This is a genomic window from Pseudomonas sp., assembly GCF_017744435.1.
Classification (GTDB): Bacteria; Pseudomonadota; Gammaproteobacteria; order Pseudomonadales; family Pseudomonadaceae; genus Aquipseudomonas.
Window position 1 is genome coordinate 28,903 of sequence record NZ_JAGIBG010000005.1, and the last position, 14,206, is coordinate 43,108.

General features: G+C 63.8%; 13 protein-coding genes. 9 read left to right on the forward strand and 4 right to left on the reverse strand.

The features are described 5' to 3' along the window. Positions 1 to 15 precede the first annotated feature (15 nt). Genes def through J7573_RS05485 form a run of 5 tightly spaced genes read left to right on the forward strand, consistent with a single transcriptional unit; the run spans position 16 to position 4,545 of the window. Complete coding sequence (gene def, locus J7573_RS05465; RefSeq protein WP_003260000.1) at positions 16 to 522, forward strand: peptide deformylase; 507 nt, start codon at positions 16 to 18, stop codon at positions 520 to 522. A 60-nt stretch (positions 523 to 582) separates the two neighbouring features. Continuing rightward, positions 583 to 1,515 (forward strand): methionyl-tRNA formyltransferase, encoded by a 933-nt coding sequence (gene fmt, locus J7573_RS05470; protein ID WP_294326929.1) that lies wholly within the window; start codon positions 583 to 585, stop codon positions 1,513 to 1,515. Continuing rightward, positions 1,512 to 2,822, forward strand: a complete 1,311-nt coding sequence (gene rsmB / locus J7573_RS05475) for a 16S rRNA (cytosine(967)-C(5))-methyltransferase RsmB (protein WP_294326930.1) — start codon at positions 1,512 to 1,514, stop codon at positions 2,820 to 2,822. Before fmt ends, rsmB begins: the two co-directional genes overlap by 4 nt. Positions 2,823 to 2,845: 23 nt before the next feature. Next, positions 2,846 to 4,219 carry a Trk system potassium transporter TrkA gene (gene trkA / locus J7573_RS05480; protein ID WP_294326932.1) on the forward strand — a complete coding sequence of 458 codons (1,374 nt, stop codon included), beginning with the start codon at positions 2,846 to 2,848 and terminating at the stop codon, positions 4,217 to 4,219. Between the two features lie 11 nt (positions 4,220 to 4,230). Next, the gene (locus tag J7573_RS05485) at positions 4,231 to 4,545 is read left to right on the forward strand and encodes a tetratricopeptide repeat protein (protein ID WP_294326933.1); all 315 of its coding nucleotides are present in this window, start codon (positions 4,231 to 4,233) and stop codon (positions 4,543 to 4,545) included. 152 nt (positions 4,546 to 4,697) lie between these two features. Here J7573_RS05485 and J7573_RS05490 read toward each other — a convergent pair whose 3' ends face one another. Then, on the reverse strand, positions 4,698 to 5,585 hold the full coding sequence (locus J7573_RS05490) for a lysophospholipid acyltransferase (protein WP_085676573.1): 888 nt from the start codon (positions 5,583 to 5,585) through the stop codon (positions 4,698 to 4,700). Positions 5,586 to 5,625: 40 nt separating this feature from the next. After that, on the reverse strand, positions 5,626 to 6,177 hold the full coding sequence (locus J7573_RS05495) for a DNA-3-methyladenine glycosylase I (RefSeq protein WP_294326936.1): 552 nt from the start codon (positions 6,175 to 6,177) through the stop codon (positions 5,626 to 5,628). Positions 6,178 to 6,260: 83 nt separating this feature from the next. Here J7573_RS05495 and glyQ point away from each other — a divergent pair, with 83 nt between their 5' ends. The 4 genes from glyQ to J7573_RS05515 all read left to right on the forward strand — a co-directional run bounded on the left by glyQ (position 6,261) and on the right by J7573_RS05515 (position 10,621). Continuing rightward, the gene (gene glyQ / locus J7573_RS05500; protein ID WP_060507781.1) at positions 6,261 to 7,208 is read left to right on the forward strand and encodes a glycine--tRNA ligase subunit alpha; all 948 of its coding nucleotides are present in this window, start codon (positions 6,261 to 6,263) and stop codon (positions 7,206 to 7,208) included. Beyond that, entirely contained in the window at positions 7,205 to 9,256 is a 2,052-nt protein-coding gene (glyS, locus tag J7573_RS05505) for a glycine--tRNA ligase subunit beta (RefSeq protein WP_294326938.1), read from the forward strand. Before glyQ ends, glyS begins: the two co-directional genes overlap by 4 nt. 3 nt (positions 9,257 to 9,259) lie before the next feature. Further along, entirely contained in the window at positions 9,260 to 9,787 is a 528-nt protein-coding gene (gene gmhB, locus J7573_RS05510; protein ID WP_294326940.1) for a D-glycero-beta-D-manno-heptose 1,7-bisphosphate 7-phosphatase, read from the forward strand. Between the two features lie 63 nt (positions 9,788 to 9,850). Further along, positions 9,851 to 10,621 (forward strand): lysophospholipid acyltransferase family protein, encoded by a 771-nt coding sequence (locus J7573_RS05515; protein WP_294326942.1) that lies wholly within the window; start codon positions 9,851 to 9,853, stop codon positions 10,619 to 10,621. 177 nt (positions 10,622 to 10,798) lie between these two features. Here the strand turns inward: J7573_RS05515 and J7573_RS05520 are convergent, their stop codons facing one another. Both J7573_RS05520 and J7573_RS05525 read right to left on the reverse strand, forming a co-directional pair. Continuing rightward, entirely contained in the window at positions 10,799 to 12,418 is a 1,620-nt protein-coding gene (locus J7573_RS05520; RefSeq protein WP_294326944.1) for an MFS transporter, read from the reverse strand. A 97-nt stretch (positions 12,419 to 12,515) separates the two neighbouring features. Further along, positions 12,516 to 14,162, reverse strand: coding sequence for a GMC family oxidoreductase N-terminal domain-containing protein (locus tag J7573_RS05525; RefSeq protein WP_294326945.1), 1,647 nt, complete (start codon positions 14,160 to 14,162; stop codon positions 12,516 to 12,518). Positions 14,163 to 14,206: the final 44 nt, after the last annotated feature.

Consider the following 14,206-nt stretch of genomic DNA (forward strand, 5'->3'; position numbering starts at 1 on the left):
TGACTGCCTGACCTTATGGCCATCTTGAACATTCTCGAATTCCCGGACCCGCGCCTGCGCACCATTGCCAAACCGGTAACGGTGTTCGACGACGCCCTGCGTCAGCTGATCGACGACATGTTTGAAACCATGTACGAAGCCCCCGGCATCGGCCTGGCCGCCACCCAGGTCAACGTGCATCAGCAGGTCGTGGTCATGGACCTCAGCGAAGACCGCAGCGAGCCGCGCGTGTTCATCAACCCGACTGTCGAAGAGCTGACCCACGACATGGGCCAGTACCAGGAAGGCTGCCTGTCGGTCCCGGGCTTCTACGAGAACGTCGACCGTCCGCTGCGTGTGCGGGTCAAGGCCCAGGACCGCGACGGCAAGCCGTACGAGCTGGAATGCGAAGGCCTGCTGGCAGTGTGCGTGCAGCACGAGTTCGATCACCTCAACGGCAAGCTGTTCGTCGACTACCTGTCGCAGCTCAAGCGCGACCGGATCAAGAAGAAGCTGGAAAAGCAGCACCGCCAGCAAGCCTGATCCCCACCTCCCAGAAGGCTTGCTCCGGCAAGCCTTTTTCTTTTTGCAAGCGAGAACTCCATGCGCATCGTCTTTGCTGGCACTCCAGAGTTTGCCGCCGAACACCTCAAGGCCCTGCTCGACAGCCCGTACGAGATCGTGGCCGTCTACACCCAGCCCGACCGCCCCGCCGGCCGTGGCCAGAAGCTCATGCCGAGCCCGGTCAAGCAGTTGGCCGTGGCCCATGACATCCCTGTGTTCCAGCCGCCAACCCTGCGCAATGCCGAAGCACAGGCCGAACTGGCCGCGCTCAAGCCGGACCTGATGGTGGTGGTCGCCTACGGCCTGATCTTGCCGCAAGTGGTCCTCGACATCCCGCGCCTGGGTTGCATCAACAGCCACGCCTCCTTGCTGCCCCGCTGGCGCGGTGCGGCGCCGATCCAGCGCGCCGTGGAAGCCGGCGATGCCGAGAGCGGCGTGACGGTGATGCGCATGGAAGCCGGCCTGGATACCGGGCCGATGCTGCTCAAGGTGGTCACCCCGATCAGCGCCGACGATACCGGCGGCAGCCTGCACGACCGCCTCGCCGAAATGGGCCCACCCGCTGTCGTCCAGGCCATCGCCGGCCTGGCAGACGGTTCGCTGCAGGGTGAGGTCCAGGACGATGCCCTGGCCACTTATGCACACAAGCTGAACAAGGACGAAGCCCGCATCGACTGGAGCCGCCCGGCCGTCGAGCTGGAACGCCTGATCCGTGCCTTCAACCCTTGGCCGGTGTGCCACAGCACGCTCGATGGCGAGAGCGTGAAGGTGCTGGCTGCCAACGTCTCCACAGGCAAGGGCGCCCCGGGCGAGATCCTCTCCGCCAGCAAGGACGGCCTGGTCGTCGCCTGCGGTGACCAGGCCCTGAGCCTGACCCGCCTGCAGCTGCCTGGTGGCAAGGCACTGAACTTCAGCGACCTGTTCAACAGCCGCCGTGAGATGTTCGCCGCCGGCAAGGTGCTGGGCCAATGAACCCACGCCTCGCCGCCGCCCGTGCCCTTGCCGCTGTACTCAGTGGCAAGGCTTCGCTGAACAGCTCGCTGCCGGCACAGCTGGACAAGGTCGAAGAACGCGATCGGGGCCTGACCCAGGACCTGGCGTTCGGGACTGCCCGCTGGCAGCCACGCCTGGATCTGCTGGCCGCGCAGCTGCTGCAGAAGCCATTCAAGGCTGCCGATGCCGATGTGCAGGCCCTGCTGCTGGTCGGCCTGTACCAGTTGTTCTACACCCGCATTCCGGCCCATGCCGCCATCGGCGAAACGGTCGGCTGCGCAGACAAGCTCAAGAAGCCGTGGGCCAAGGGCCTGCTCAACGCCGTGCTGCGCCGCGCCCAACGCGAAGGCGAGGAGCTGCTCGCCGGCATGGAGCGCGACCCGGTGGTGCGTACCGCCCACCCGCGCTGGTTGCAGAAGTCGCTGAAGGCCTTCTGGCCGGAGCAGTGGGAAGCCATCTGCGCCGCCAACAACGCCCACCCGCCGATGATCCTGCGGGTCAACCGCCGCCATCACAGCCGCGACGCCTACCTGGCGCTGCTGGCCGAGGCCGGCGTCGGCGCCAGCGCCTGCCAATACAGCCGTGACGGCATCGTCCTCGCCGAGGCTTGCGACGTTCGCGGCCTGCCAGGCTTCGCCGAAGGCTGGGTCAGCGTGCAGGACGAAGCCGCGCAGCTGTCCGCCGACCTGCTCGAACTGGCCCCCGGCCAGCGCGTGCTCGACGCCTGCTGCGCCCCCGGCGGCAAGACCTGCCACCTGCTCGAAGCCGAACCGGGCCTGGCCCACATGACGGCCATCGACCTCGAAGCCAAGCGCCTGACCCGGGTGCGCGAGAACCTCGACCGCCTGCAGCTGGATGCCGAGCTGATCGCCTGCGATGCCCGTGACACCGCCAGCTGGTGGGACGGCAAGCCGTTCCAGCGCATCCTGCTCGATGCGCCGTGCTCGGCCACTGGCGTGATCCGCCGCCACCCGGACATCAAGCTGACCCGCCAGGCCGACGACATTCCGGCCCTGGCCGCGTTGCAAGGCGAGCTGCTCGATGCCCTGTGGCCGACCCTGGAGGTGGGCGGCATGCTGCTGTACGCCACCTGCTCCAGCCTGCCGACCGAGAACACCGAAGTGATCGATGCCTTCCTCGCCCGCACCCCGGGCGCCCGTGAGCTGGACCTGGCCACCGAAGCCGGCCTGCGCCAGCCCCACGGCCGCCAGCTGCTGGCCCAGGAGGGCGGTCACGACGGGTTCTACTATGCCAAGCTGATCAAGATCGCCGCCTCGCGCGGATAAGCACAAAGGTTAGGGAGTAGCGGATGAAGATCATCATCCTCGGCGCAGGGCAGGTAGGCGGTACGCTGGCGGAACACCTGGCCAGCGAAGCCAACGACATCACCGTGGTCGACACCGATGGCGACCGCCTGCGCGACCTCGGCGACCGTCTGGACATCCGTACCGTGCAGGGCCGCGGCTCGCTGCCGACGGTGCTGCGCCAGGCCGGTGCCGACGACGCCGACATGCTGGTGGCGGTGACCAACAGCGACGAAACCAACATGGTCGCCTGCCAGGTGGCCTACACCCTGTTCCACACCCCGACCAAGATCGCCCGGGTGCGCGAGTCGGCCTACCTGACCCGCGAAGAGCTGTTCGACAACGACCATATCCCGGTCGACGTGCTGATCAGCCCCGAGCAGGTGGTGACCAACTACATCAAGCGCCTGATCGAACACCCAGGCTCGCTGCAGGTGATCGACTTCGCCGAGGGCAAGGCCCAGCTGGTGGCGGTAAAGGCCTACTACGGTGGCCCGCTGGTGGGCCAGCAGCTGCGCCAGATCCGCGCGCACATGCCCAACGTCGATACCCGCGTGGCGGCGATCTTCCGCCGCGACCGGCCGATCACCCCACGGGGCGACACGGTGATCGAAGCCGATGACGAAGTGTTCTTCATCGCCGCGAAGAAGGACATCCGCGCCGTGATGGGTGAGCTGCGGCGCATCGACGAGACCAACAAGCGCATTGTCATCGCCGGCGGCGGGCAGATCGGCGAGCGCTTGGCCGAAGCCATCGAGAGCCGCTACCAGGTGAAGATCATCGAGATGAGCGCGGCACGCTGCCGGCACCTCTCCGATACCCTGGAAAGCACCGTGGTACTGCAGGGCAGCGCCTCGGACAAGGACCTGATGCTCGAAGAGAACATCGCCGACGCCGACATCTTCCTGGCCCTGACCAACGACGACGAAGCCAACATCATGTCGTCGCTGCTGGCCAAGCGCCTTGGCGCGGGCAAGGTCATGACCATCATCAACAACCCGGCCTATGTCGACCTGGTGCAGGGCGGCGATATCGACATCGCCATCAGCCCGCAGCTGGCCACCATCGGCACCTTGCTGGCGCACGTGCGGCGCGGCGATATCGTCAGCGTGCACTCGCTGCGCCGCGGTGCGGCCGAGGCCATCGAGGCGGTGGCGCACGGTGACTCGAAGTCGAGCAAGGTGGTCGGCAAGGCTGTGGAAAACATCGCCTTGCCACCGGGCACCACCATCGGCGCGATCATCCGCGACGAGGAAGTGCTGATCGCCCACGACGACACGGTGATCGAGTCGGGCGACCATGTGATCCTGTTCGTTGTGGATAAAAAGCACATTCGCGATGTGGAGAAGCTGTTCCACGTCGGCTTGAGTTTCTTCTAGGAGAAGACGGCATGCGTGAATCGCTGGAGAAAATGCTGGCCAAGGGTGTGGATAACCCGCTGCTGAGGTTTGGCCTGGGCAAGGCCTGGCTGGACGAGGGCAATGGCGCGGAAGCAGCTGTGCACCTGGCGCGGTGCGTGGAGCAGGACCCGAAGTACTCGGCGGCCTGGAAGCTGCTGGGGAAGGCGTATCAGCTGGTCGGCGACCTGCCGGCGGCGCGCAAGGCCTGGGAAGACGGGATCGTGGCGGCCCAGGCCCATGGTGACAAACAGGCCGAGAAAGAGATGACCGTGTTCCTGAAAAAGCTCAACAAAACTTCAAGCTGACGCGATCCCTGTGGGAGCGGGCTTGCCCGCGAACACCGGCGAAGCCGGTGCCATGCACCGCGGTGCCTTCTTCGCGGGCAAGCCCGCTCCCACAGAGCCCCTGCTAAATTTGACAGACAGGTATTCATGCCTGCAGTAGAGCAGTGGATAACTCAATACCAGCGCGGCTCGCCAGCCGGGCGCTTCTTGAAGCGCTTCATGCTCCACATGTACTGGCTCGGGTACTCGCGCACATAACGCTCGACCACCTTGCTCATGGCCGCTGCCGACACGTTCACGTCAGTGCTGTACATCTCTTCCGGCGCCGCTTCCAGGAACACCTTGAAGCCCGACCCGTCCGGCAGCCGCAGCGCGTGCAGGAACACCCCCACCGCCTTGCCACCGGCCAGCATATTCGGCACGAACTTGCTGGTCAGCGCCTGGGTGCCCAGGAACGGCACGAACACCCCCGCCGATTCCGCCGGCTCCGGGTCGGCAGGAATCCCCACCTGGCCACCGCGGCGCACTTCCTTGATCACGCTGAGGATGCCTTCCTTGGTCGAAGGCGCCACGCGGTTGCCCATCTGCACCCGCTGCTCGCGCAGCAGGTCATCCACTGCCTTGAGCTTCGGCGGGCGGTAGAAGATGATCGGCTTGCACTGGTTGCAGTAGAAGTGGTTGAGCACTTCCCAGTTGCCCAGGTGGCTGGTGATGCCAACCACGCCCTTGCCCGAGGCCAGGGCCTGCTCCAGCACTTCCAGGCCGTGCACTTCCTTGACCAGCTCCAGCGAACGCTGCGGCGGCCAGATCCAGGCACAGGCACTTTCGACGAAGGATTTGCCGATATCCTTCAGTGCACGGCCGACCAGTTGCTCGCGCTCGACCGGATCCATCTCCGGGAAGCACTTGGCCAGGTTGATGCGCACGACATTTCGCGAGCCGTTGGGGACTTTCCACATCAGCCAGCCGATACCGGCGCCGACGCGCTGCACAGCGCCCCAGGGCAGCTTGGCAAACAGACGCAGCACCCCGACCATCAGGGCGCCCTTGAACTTTTCCACAGGCAATTCCTTATTTCAGCAAGGCGCGCATTGTAACCCCTCAGCGCAACAAGGCGGCGTAGCGATCGCAATCGGTGGTGTGGTCCATGACCATGCCGGTGGCCTGCATGAAGGCGTAGCAGATGGTCGGGCCGACGAAGGTGAAGCCGGCTTTTTGCAGGGCCTTGCTCATGGCCTTGGCTTCGTCGGTGACCGCCGGCACATCGCCACGGCCCTGGAAGTGGTTGATCTTCGGCGCGCCGCCCACGAACGACCAGAGCCACTCGGCGGGGTTATCCACAGCCAGCCAGGCCTGCGCGTTACGCCGGGCAGCCTTGAGCTTGAGGCGGTTGCGGATGATGCCGGCGTCGAGCATCAGCTCCTCGATCCGTTCGTCGCTCATGGCCGCCAGTTTCACCGGATCGAAGCCGTGCATCACCTCGCGATAACGCTCGCGTTTACGTAAAACGGTGATCCATGAAAGCCCCGCCTGGAACCCTTCGAGCAAAAGCATCTCGAACAGCAACGCCGGGTCACGCTGTGGCGTTCCCCATTCCTGGTCGTGGTAGGCCTGGTACAACGGATCGTCGGTACACCAAAAGCAGCGTGGCATAAGGCTCCAATGAGTAGAGGGCGAGGCGAATCAGGTTATACTCCCGCTCTTTACATCCGCATCCCCAGATACAGGTGAATTTCGTGAGCCAGCCTACGCCAGCCGTGCGTACCTTCCAAGACCTGATCCTCGCCCTGCAAAACTACTGGGCAGCTCAAGGTTGTGTGGTGCTTCAGCCCTACGATATGGAAGTAGGCGCCGGCACTTTCCACACCGCTACATTCCTGCGCGCCGTGGGTCCAGAAACCTGGAACGCCGCCTATGTGCAGCCTAGCCGTCGCCCTGCCGACGGGCGGTATGGCGAAAACCCCAACCGCCTGCAGCACTACTACCAGTTCCAGGTGGTCCTGAAGCCGAACCCGGCCAACTTCCAGGAGCTGTACCTCGGCTCGCTGAAAGCCATTGGCATCGACCCGCTGGTCCACGACATCCGCTTCGTCGAAGACAACTGGGAGTCGCCGACCCTGGGCGCCTGGGGCCTGGGCTGGGAAATCTGGCTGAACGGCATGGAAGTCACCCAGTTCACCTACTTCCAGCAGGTTGGTGGCATCGAGTGCTACCCGGTCACCGGTGAAATCACCTACGGCCTCGAGCGCCTGGCCATGTACATCCAGGGCGTGGATTCGGTCTACGACCTGGTGTGGGCCGACGGCCCGTTCGGCAAGGTCACCTACGGCGACGTGTTCCACCAGAACGAGGTGGAACAGTCGACCTACAACTTCGAGCACGCCAACGTCGAGAAGCTGTTCGAACTGTTCGACTTCTATGAAAGCGAAGCCAACCGCCTGATCAAGCTGGAGCTGCCGCTGCCGACCTATGAAATGGTCCTGAAGGCCTCGCACACCTTCAACCTGCTGGACGCCCGCCGCGCCATCTCGGTAACCGAGCGCCAGCGTTACATCCTGCGCGTACGTACCCTGGCCCGGGACGTGGCGCAAAGCTATCTGCAAGCCCGCGCACGCCTGGGCTTCCCGATGGCCACCCCTGAACTGCGTGACGAAGTGTTGGCGAAGCTGGAGGCTGCACAATGAGTGCTCAAGATTTCCTGGTAGAACTGGGCACCGAAGAGCTGCCACCGAAAGCCCTGGCCAGCCTCGGCGACGCCTTCCTGGCCGGCATCGAGAAGGGCCTGCAGGCCGCTGGCCTGAACTACACCAGCAAACAGGTGTACGCCGCGCCGCGTCGCCTGGCCGTACTGATCCGCCAGCTGGACGTGCAGCAGCCTGACCGCAGCATCAACATCGATGGCCCGCCCATGCAGGCGGCCTTCAAAGACGGCGAGCCGACCCAGGCTGCCCTGGGCTTCGCCAAGAAGTGCGGCGTAGAGCTGTCGGAAATCGACCAGAGCGGCGCCAAGCTGCGCTTCTCCCAGCACATCCCGGGCAAGGCCACCGCCAGCCTGCTGCCGACCATCGTCGAGGATTCGCTCAACGACCTGCCGATTCCCAAGCGCATGCGCTGGGCCGCCAGCCGTGAAGAGTTCGTGCGCCCGACCCAGTGGCTGGTGATGCTGCTTGGCGACCAGGTGGTCGACTGCACCATCCTGTCGCAGAAGGCCGGCCGTGAATCCCGTGGCCACCGCTTCCACCACCCGGAAAACGTGGTCATCACCACCCCGGCCAACTACGTCGAAGACCTGCGCAAGGCTTACGTGCTGGCCGACTTCGCCGAGCGTCGCGAGCTGATCAGCAAGCGCACCGCCGAGCTGGCCATGCAGCAGGAAGGCAGCGCCATCGTGCCGCCGGCGCTGCTGGACGAAGTGACTGCCCTGGTCGAATGGCCGGTGCCGCTGGTGTGCTCGTTCGAGGAGCGTTTCCTCGAAGTGCCGCAGGAAGCCCTGATCACCACCATGCAGGACAACCAGAAGTACTTCTGCCTGCTGGACAGCGAAGGCAAGCTGCTGCCGCGCTTCATTACCGTGGCCAACGTCGAGAGCCGTGACCCCAAGCAGATCGTGCAGGGTAACGAAAAGGTCGTGCGCCCGCGCCTGACCGACGCCGAGTTCTTCTTCAAGCAGGACAAGAAGCAGCCGCTGGAAACCTTCAACGAGCGCCTGAAGAACGTTGTGTTCCAGGCCCAGCTGGGCACTGTCTACGACAAGGCCGAGCGCGTTTCCAAACTGGCAGCCTTCATCGCCCCGCTGATCGGCGGCGACACCCAGCGCGCCGGCCGTGCCGGTTTGCTGTCGAAGTGCGACCTGGCCACCGAGATGGTCGGTGAATTCCCTGAAATGCAGGGTGTTGCCGGCTACTACTACGCGCTCAACGACGGTGAGCCGGAAGACGTCGCCCTGGCCCTGAACGAGCAGTACATGCCGCGCGGTGCTGGCGCCGAGCTGCCGCAGACCCTCACCGGTGCTGCCGTGGCCATCGCCGACAAGCTCGACACCCTGGTCGGTATCTTCGGCATCGGCATGCTGCCCACCGGCAGCAAGGACCCATATGCCCTGCGTCGTGCCGCCCTGGGCGTGCTGCGCATCCTGATCGAGAAGCAGCTGGACCTCGACCTGAGCGCTGCGGTCGAGTTCGCGGTCAAGCAGTTCGGTGCCAAGGTCAAGGCCGCTGGCCTGGCCGAGCAGGTGCTGGAGTTCATCTTCGACCGCCTGCGTGCACGCTACGAAGACGAAGGCATCGATGTTGCCACCTACCTGTCGGTACGTGCCCTGAAGCCGGCTTCTGCCCTGGACTTCGACCAGCGCGTGCAAGCAGTGCAGGCCTTCCGCAAGCTGCCGGAAGCCGAAGCCCTGGCTGCGGTGAACAAGCGTGTGTCGAACCTGCTGAGCAAGGCCGAAGGCGCCATCGCCGACCAGGTCGAGCCGAAGTACTTCGACAACGCCAACGAGTTCTCCCTGTACTCGGCCATCCAGCAGGCCGACCTGGCTGTGCAACCGATGGCAGCTGCGCGCCAGTACAGCGAATCGCTGGCCCGCCTGGCGGCCCTGCGTGACCCGGTCGACGCCTTCTTCGAGGCGGTGATGGTCAACGCCGAAGACGCCAAGGTACGCGCCAACCGTTATGCCCTGCTCAGCCGCCTGCGCGGCCTGTTCCTGGGCGTGGCTGACATTTCGCTGCTGGGGTAAGCCTTGAAACTGCTGATTCTCGATCGTGACGGGGTGATCAACCAAGACTCCGACGCCTACATCAAGACGCTGGAAGAGTGGATCCCGATCCCTGGCTCGGTCGAGGCCATCGCGCAGTTGAGCAAGGCGGGCTGGACGGTGGCCGTGGCCACCAACCAGTCCGGCATCGCCCGTGGCTATTACTCGCTGGCAACCCTCGAGGCCATGCACGCGCGCCTGCGCGCGCTGGTGGCCGAGCAGGGCGGCGAGGTGGGCCACATCGTGTATTGCCCGCACGGGCCGGACGAAGGCTGCGATTGCCGCAAGCCCAAGCCTGGCATGCTGCGGGCGATCGCCGAGCATTACCAGGTGGGCCTTGAAGGCGTCTGGTTTGTTGGTGACAGCAAAGGTGACCTGGAGGCCGCCCTGGCCGTCGGTGCACAACCCGTGTTGGTGAAAACCGGCAAGGGTGAGCGGACCCTGGAAAAAGGCGTCGCGGAAACTACACTGATTTTCGACGATCTGGCAGCCATCGCCAGAGAACTTATTTAAACAACAATGCGCCCTCGGGCGCATTTTCCCAGGCGGGCACGCCCCGCAACGGTACTTGCCACTATGTCGATCCTGCAGGCGATCAGAATCTTTCTTTTTTACCTGCTGCTGGGCACCAGTTCGCTGCTGTGGTGCTCGCTGAGCTTCTTCGTCGCGCCGTTCTTGTCGTTCCCCAAGCGCTACAAGTTCATCAACGTGTACTGGTGCCGCTGCGCACTGTTCCTGGTGCGCACCATCCTCGGCATCAACTACAAGGTCACTGGCGCCGAGAACGTGCCGGCTGAGCCCTGCGTGATCCTGTCCAACCACCAGAGCACCTGGGAAACCTTCTTCCTTTCCCAGTACTTCTCGCCGCTGAGCCAGGTGCTCAAACGCGAGCTGCTGTATGTGCCGTTCTTTGGTTGGGCCATGGCCATGCTGCGGCCGATCGCGATCAACCGCGACAACCCCAAGGAAGCCCTGCGCCAGGTGGCCAGCAAGGGTGACGAGTTGCTGAAGCAGAAAACCTGGGTGCTGATCTTCCCGGAAGGTACCCGTGTACCGTTCGGTACCGTGGGCAAGTTCTCCCGAGGTGGTACCGCGCTGGCCGTGAACGCCGGGTTGCCAGTACTGCCGATCGCCCACAACGCTGGCAAGTTCTGGCCCAAGACGGGCTGGGGCAAGCGCTCGGGCACCATCGAGGTGGTGATCGGCAAGCCGATGTACGCCGAGGGCAGCGGACCACGGGCCATTGCCGAGCTCAACGACCGTGCTGCGGCGTGGAACGAAGCCACCCAGCGGGCCATGGGATCGCTGCCGCCAGTGGATGAAAAACCGCAGGAACAGATGGCCTGACCATCTGTGGATAACTTGTGAACAGTTTTTTCTTGAAGCGCCCAGATACGAAGCTAAGTGTATGAATTAGCTGTTTATTTCTTGGTGTTACATTTTTCTGAAAAACGTGCATAAGTTTTTTCGAGGCATAAGAAAACCGGCTTTTACAGCCGGTTTTTTTATGGCGTGGTGATAGCGTCAGACCTTGTCGATATCCACGTCCTTGGTTTCTTTCAGGCAGAAGATTCCCACCACCAGGCTGATGCCGGTCACCAGCACCGGGTACCACAGGCCGTAGAAGATATCCCCGGTATACACCACCAGCGCGAACGACACGGTTGGCAGGAAGCCGCCGAACCAGCCATTGCCGATGTGGTAGGGCAGCGACATCGAGGTGTAGCGGATTCGGGTCGGGAACAGCTCGACCATCACCGCCGCCAGCGGCCCGTAGGTCATGGTCGCAATCAGGATCATGGCCACGATCAGCACCACCACCATCACCTGGTTGACCTGCCCCGGTTCGGCCTTGGCCGGGTAGCCCGCCTGATTGATCGCCGTGCGCATGGCCGTTTCATCGAAGCCGTTGATGGTCTTGTCGCCAATGTTCACCACCACTTCACTGCCGGCCACGCTCACCGAACTGTACGGCAGGCCCTGCTTGACCAGGAAGGTCTTGACCTTGTCACACGGGCTGTCGAAACGCGCCTTGCCAACCGGGTCGAACTGGAAGGTACAGCCTTGTGGGTCGGCCGTGACCACGATCGGCGCCTGACGGCTGGCCGCGTCGATCTGCGGGTTGGCGTAATGGCTCAGGGCCTTGAACAGCGGGAAGTACAGCACGGTGGCCAGCAGCAGGCCGAGCATCAGGATCGGCTTGCGGCCGATACGGTCGGACAGCCACCCGAAGAACACGAAGAATGGCGCACCGATGACCACGCTGATGATCAGCAAGGTGTTGGCCTGGGCCGGGTCCATCTTGAGCATCTGGGTCATGAAGAACAGCACGTAGAACTGCGCCGTGTAGAAGGTCACGGCTTGCCCGGCGTTGATGCTGAACAGCGCCGTAAGCACGACCTTGAGGTTGGGCCAGGAGGTGAACGACTCGCGGATCGGTGACTTGCTGACCTTGCCCTGGGCCTTCATTTTCACGAAGGCCGGCGACTCGTGCATGCTCATGCGGATCCAGGTGGAGATCGCCAGCAAGATGATCGACAGCAGAAACGGCAAGCGCCAGCCCCAGGTTTCGAACTGGTCACCACTGATGTAGCGGCTGCCCAGTACCACCAGCAATGACAGCAGCAGGCCCAGGGTCGCAGTGGACTGGATGAAACCGGTGTGGAAGCCACGCTTGCCAGGCGGTGCGTGCTCGGCCACGTAAGTGGCGGCACCACCGTATTCACCCCCCAGTGCCAACCCCTGGAGCATGCGCAGGATCACCAGGATGATCGGTGCCGCGATGCCGATGCTGGCGTAGGTGGGCAGCAGGCCGACGGCGAACGTCGACAGGCCCATCAGGACGATGGTCACCAGAAAGGTGTACTTGCGCCCGATCATGTCACCCAGGCGACCGAACACCAGCGCACCGAACGGCCGCACCAGGAAGCCGGCGGCAAAGGCCATGAGGGCGAAGATGAACGCCGTGGTGTCATTCACCCCGGCGAAGAACTGCTTGCTGATGACTGCGGCCAGCGCCCCATAGAGAAAAAAGTCATACCACTCGAACACCGTCCCGAGGGAAGACGCGAAAATGATCTTGCGTTCTTCACGACGGCTGGAGGTGCTCGCCGCTGCACCCTGCTCTTGGATGTAATCCGACATCGTTGCTGTCCTCGGCCCGCAGGCCACAGTGATTATTCTTGTTGTTCCACTGTCGGCAGCTTGTGACCGCGAGCTGCCGGTGTTGCACGCTCCCGGGTCAGGGGGTCGGTACTGCGTCTTCGTTCAGGTAGGTCTGGGTTGCGGCTCCTTTGAGGATCAGCTGCGCCGCCTTCTCGGCGATCATCAGGGTGGGGGAACAGGTATTGCCGGAAGTGATCTGCGGCATGATCGAGGCATCGGCCACACGCAAGCCAGGGATGCCGTGCACGCGCAGCTGGTTATCCACAACGTCCAGCTCGCCGTTGCCCATGCGGCAGGTGCCGACCGGGTGGAAGATGGTGGTGCCGATCTTGCCGGCCGCGTCGAACAGTTCCTCCTCGGTTTGCAGGGACGGGCCTGGCAGATATTCCTGAGGATCGAAAGCGGCGAGGGCAGGGGCCTGGACGATGCGCCGGGTCAGGCGGATGGCATCGGCGGCAACGCGCAGGTCCAGTGGGTCGCTCAAGTAGTTGGGATCGATCAGCGGCGTACTGTTCATGTTCGCACTGCGAATATCGATGCGCCCACGGCTGGCCGGGCGCAGGTTGCACACCGAGGCAGTGAAGGCCGGGAACGAGTGCAGCGGCTCGCCGAAGCGCTCCAGTGACAACGGCTGCACGTGATACTGCAGGTTAGGTGTGGCCTGCTCCGGGCTTGACCGCACGAAGGCACCCAGCTGGCTCGGCGCCATGGCCAGCGGGCCACTGCGATCGTAGAGATAGCGCAGGCCCATGCCCAGCTTGCCCCACAGGCTGTTGGCCATCTGGTTGAGGGTGCGGGTGTTGCGGATCTGGTAGATCAGCCGCAGTTGCAGGTGATCCTGCAGGTTGCCGCCGACGCCAGGCATGTCGTGGCGCACACCGATGCCCAGGCTTTCGAGCAGCTTGCGCGGGCCGATGCCCGAGCGCTGGAGGATGCCGGGCGAACCCACGGCGCCAGCACAGAGGATGATCTCGCGACGCGCAGCAAACTCGTGCCAGGCGCCTTGCCACTGCGCCTTGACCGCACGGGCACGGGTGTTGTTCAACAGCACCTGGTCAACCTGCACGCCGGTCAGCACGGTGAGGTTGGGACGGTCCTTGATCGGCCGGAGAAAGGCCTTGGAGGCGTTCCAGCGCACACCGCTGCGCTGATTGACCTGAAAGTATCCACAGCCCTGGTTGTCGCCGGTATTGAAGTCCTCGACCTTGCCGATGCCACTCTGTTCGGCGGCGTCACGGAAGGCATCGAGGATCGGCCAGCTGTAGCGCTGGCGCTCGACCCGCCATTCACCCTCACCGCCATGGTGCTCGCTGGCGCCGGCAAAGTGGTTCTCACTGGCCTTGAACAACGGCAGCACGTCCTTCCAGGCCCAGCCTTCGTTGCCTTGCTCGGCCCAATGGTCGTAATCGGCGGCCTGGCCACGCATGTAGATCATGCCATTGATGGACGAACAACCACCGAGCACCTTGCCCCGTGGATATCCCAAGGCGCGACCGAGCAGGCCGGGCTGTGCTTCGGTCTTGAAGCACCAGTCGGTGCGGGGGTTGCCGATGCAGTAGAGGTAACCGACGGGGATGTGAATCCAGGGATAGTTGTCGCGGCCACCGGCTTCGAGCAGCAGGACGCGGCAGGAAGGGTCGGCGGACAAACGATTGGCCAGCAGGCAGCCGGCGGGACCAGCGCCTACGACCACGTAGTCGAAGACAGAATCGGCTGATGGCATGTGCAACCTCGCGCCTGATTATTATTCTTGTCCCGATCCATCTT

Excerpts from the sequence above, each read along its gene's own strand:
- def (WP_003260000.1), top strand. The coding sequence starts at position 16 with ATGGCCATCTTGAACATTCTCGAATTCCCGGACCCGCGCCTGCGCACC.
- fmt (WP_294326929.1), top strand. The coding sequence starts at position 583 with ATGCGCATCGTCTTTGCTGGCACTCCAGAGTTTGCCGCCGAACACCTC.
- rsmB (WP_294326930.1), top strand. The coding sequence starts at position 1,512 with ATGAACCCACGCCTCGCCGCCGCCCGTGCCCTTGCCGCTGTACTCAGT.
- trkA (WP_294326932.1), top strand. The coding sequence starts at position 2,846 with ATGAAGATCATCATCCTCGGCGCAGGGCAGGTAGGCGGTACGCTGGCG.
- J7573_RS05485 (WP_294326933.1), top strand. The coding sequence starts at position 4,231 with ATGCGTGAATCGCTGGAGAAAATGCTGGCCAAGGGTGTGGATAACCCG.
- J7573_RS05495 (WP_294326936.1), bottom strand. The coding sequence starts at position 6,177 with ATGCCACGCTGCTTTTGGTGTACCGACGATCCGTTGTACCAGGCCTAC.
- glyS (WP_294326938.1), top strand. The coding sequence starts at position 7,205 with ATGAGTGCTCAAGATTTCCTGGTAGAACTGGGCACCGAAGAGCTGCCA.
- J7573_RS05515 (WP_294326942.1), top strand. The coding sequence starts at position 9,851 with ATGTCGATCCTGCAGGCGATCAGAATCTTTCTTTTTTACCTGCTGCTG.
- J7573_RS05520 (WP_294326944.1), bottom strand. The coding sequence starts at position 12,418 with ATGTCGGATTACATCCAAGAGCAGGGTGCAGCGGCGAGCACCTCCAGC.
- J7573_RS05525 (WP_294326945.1), bottom strand. The coding sequence starts at position 14,162 with ATGCCATCAGCCGATTCTGTCTTCGACTACGTGGTCGTAGGCGCTGGT.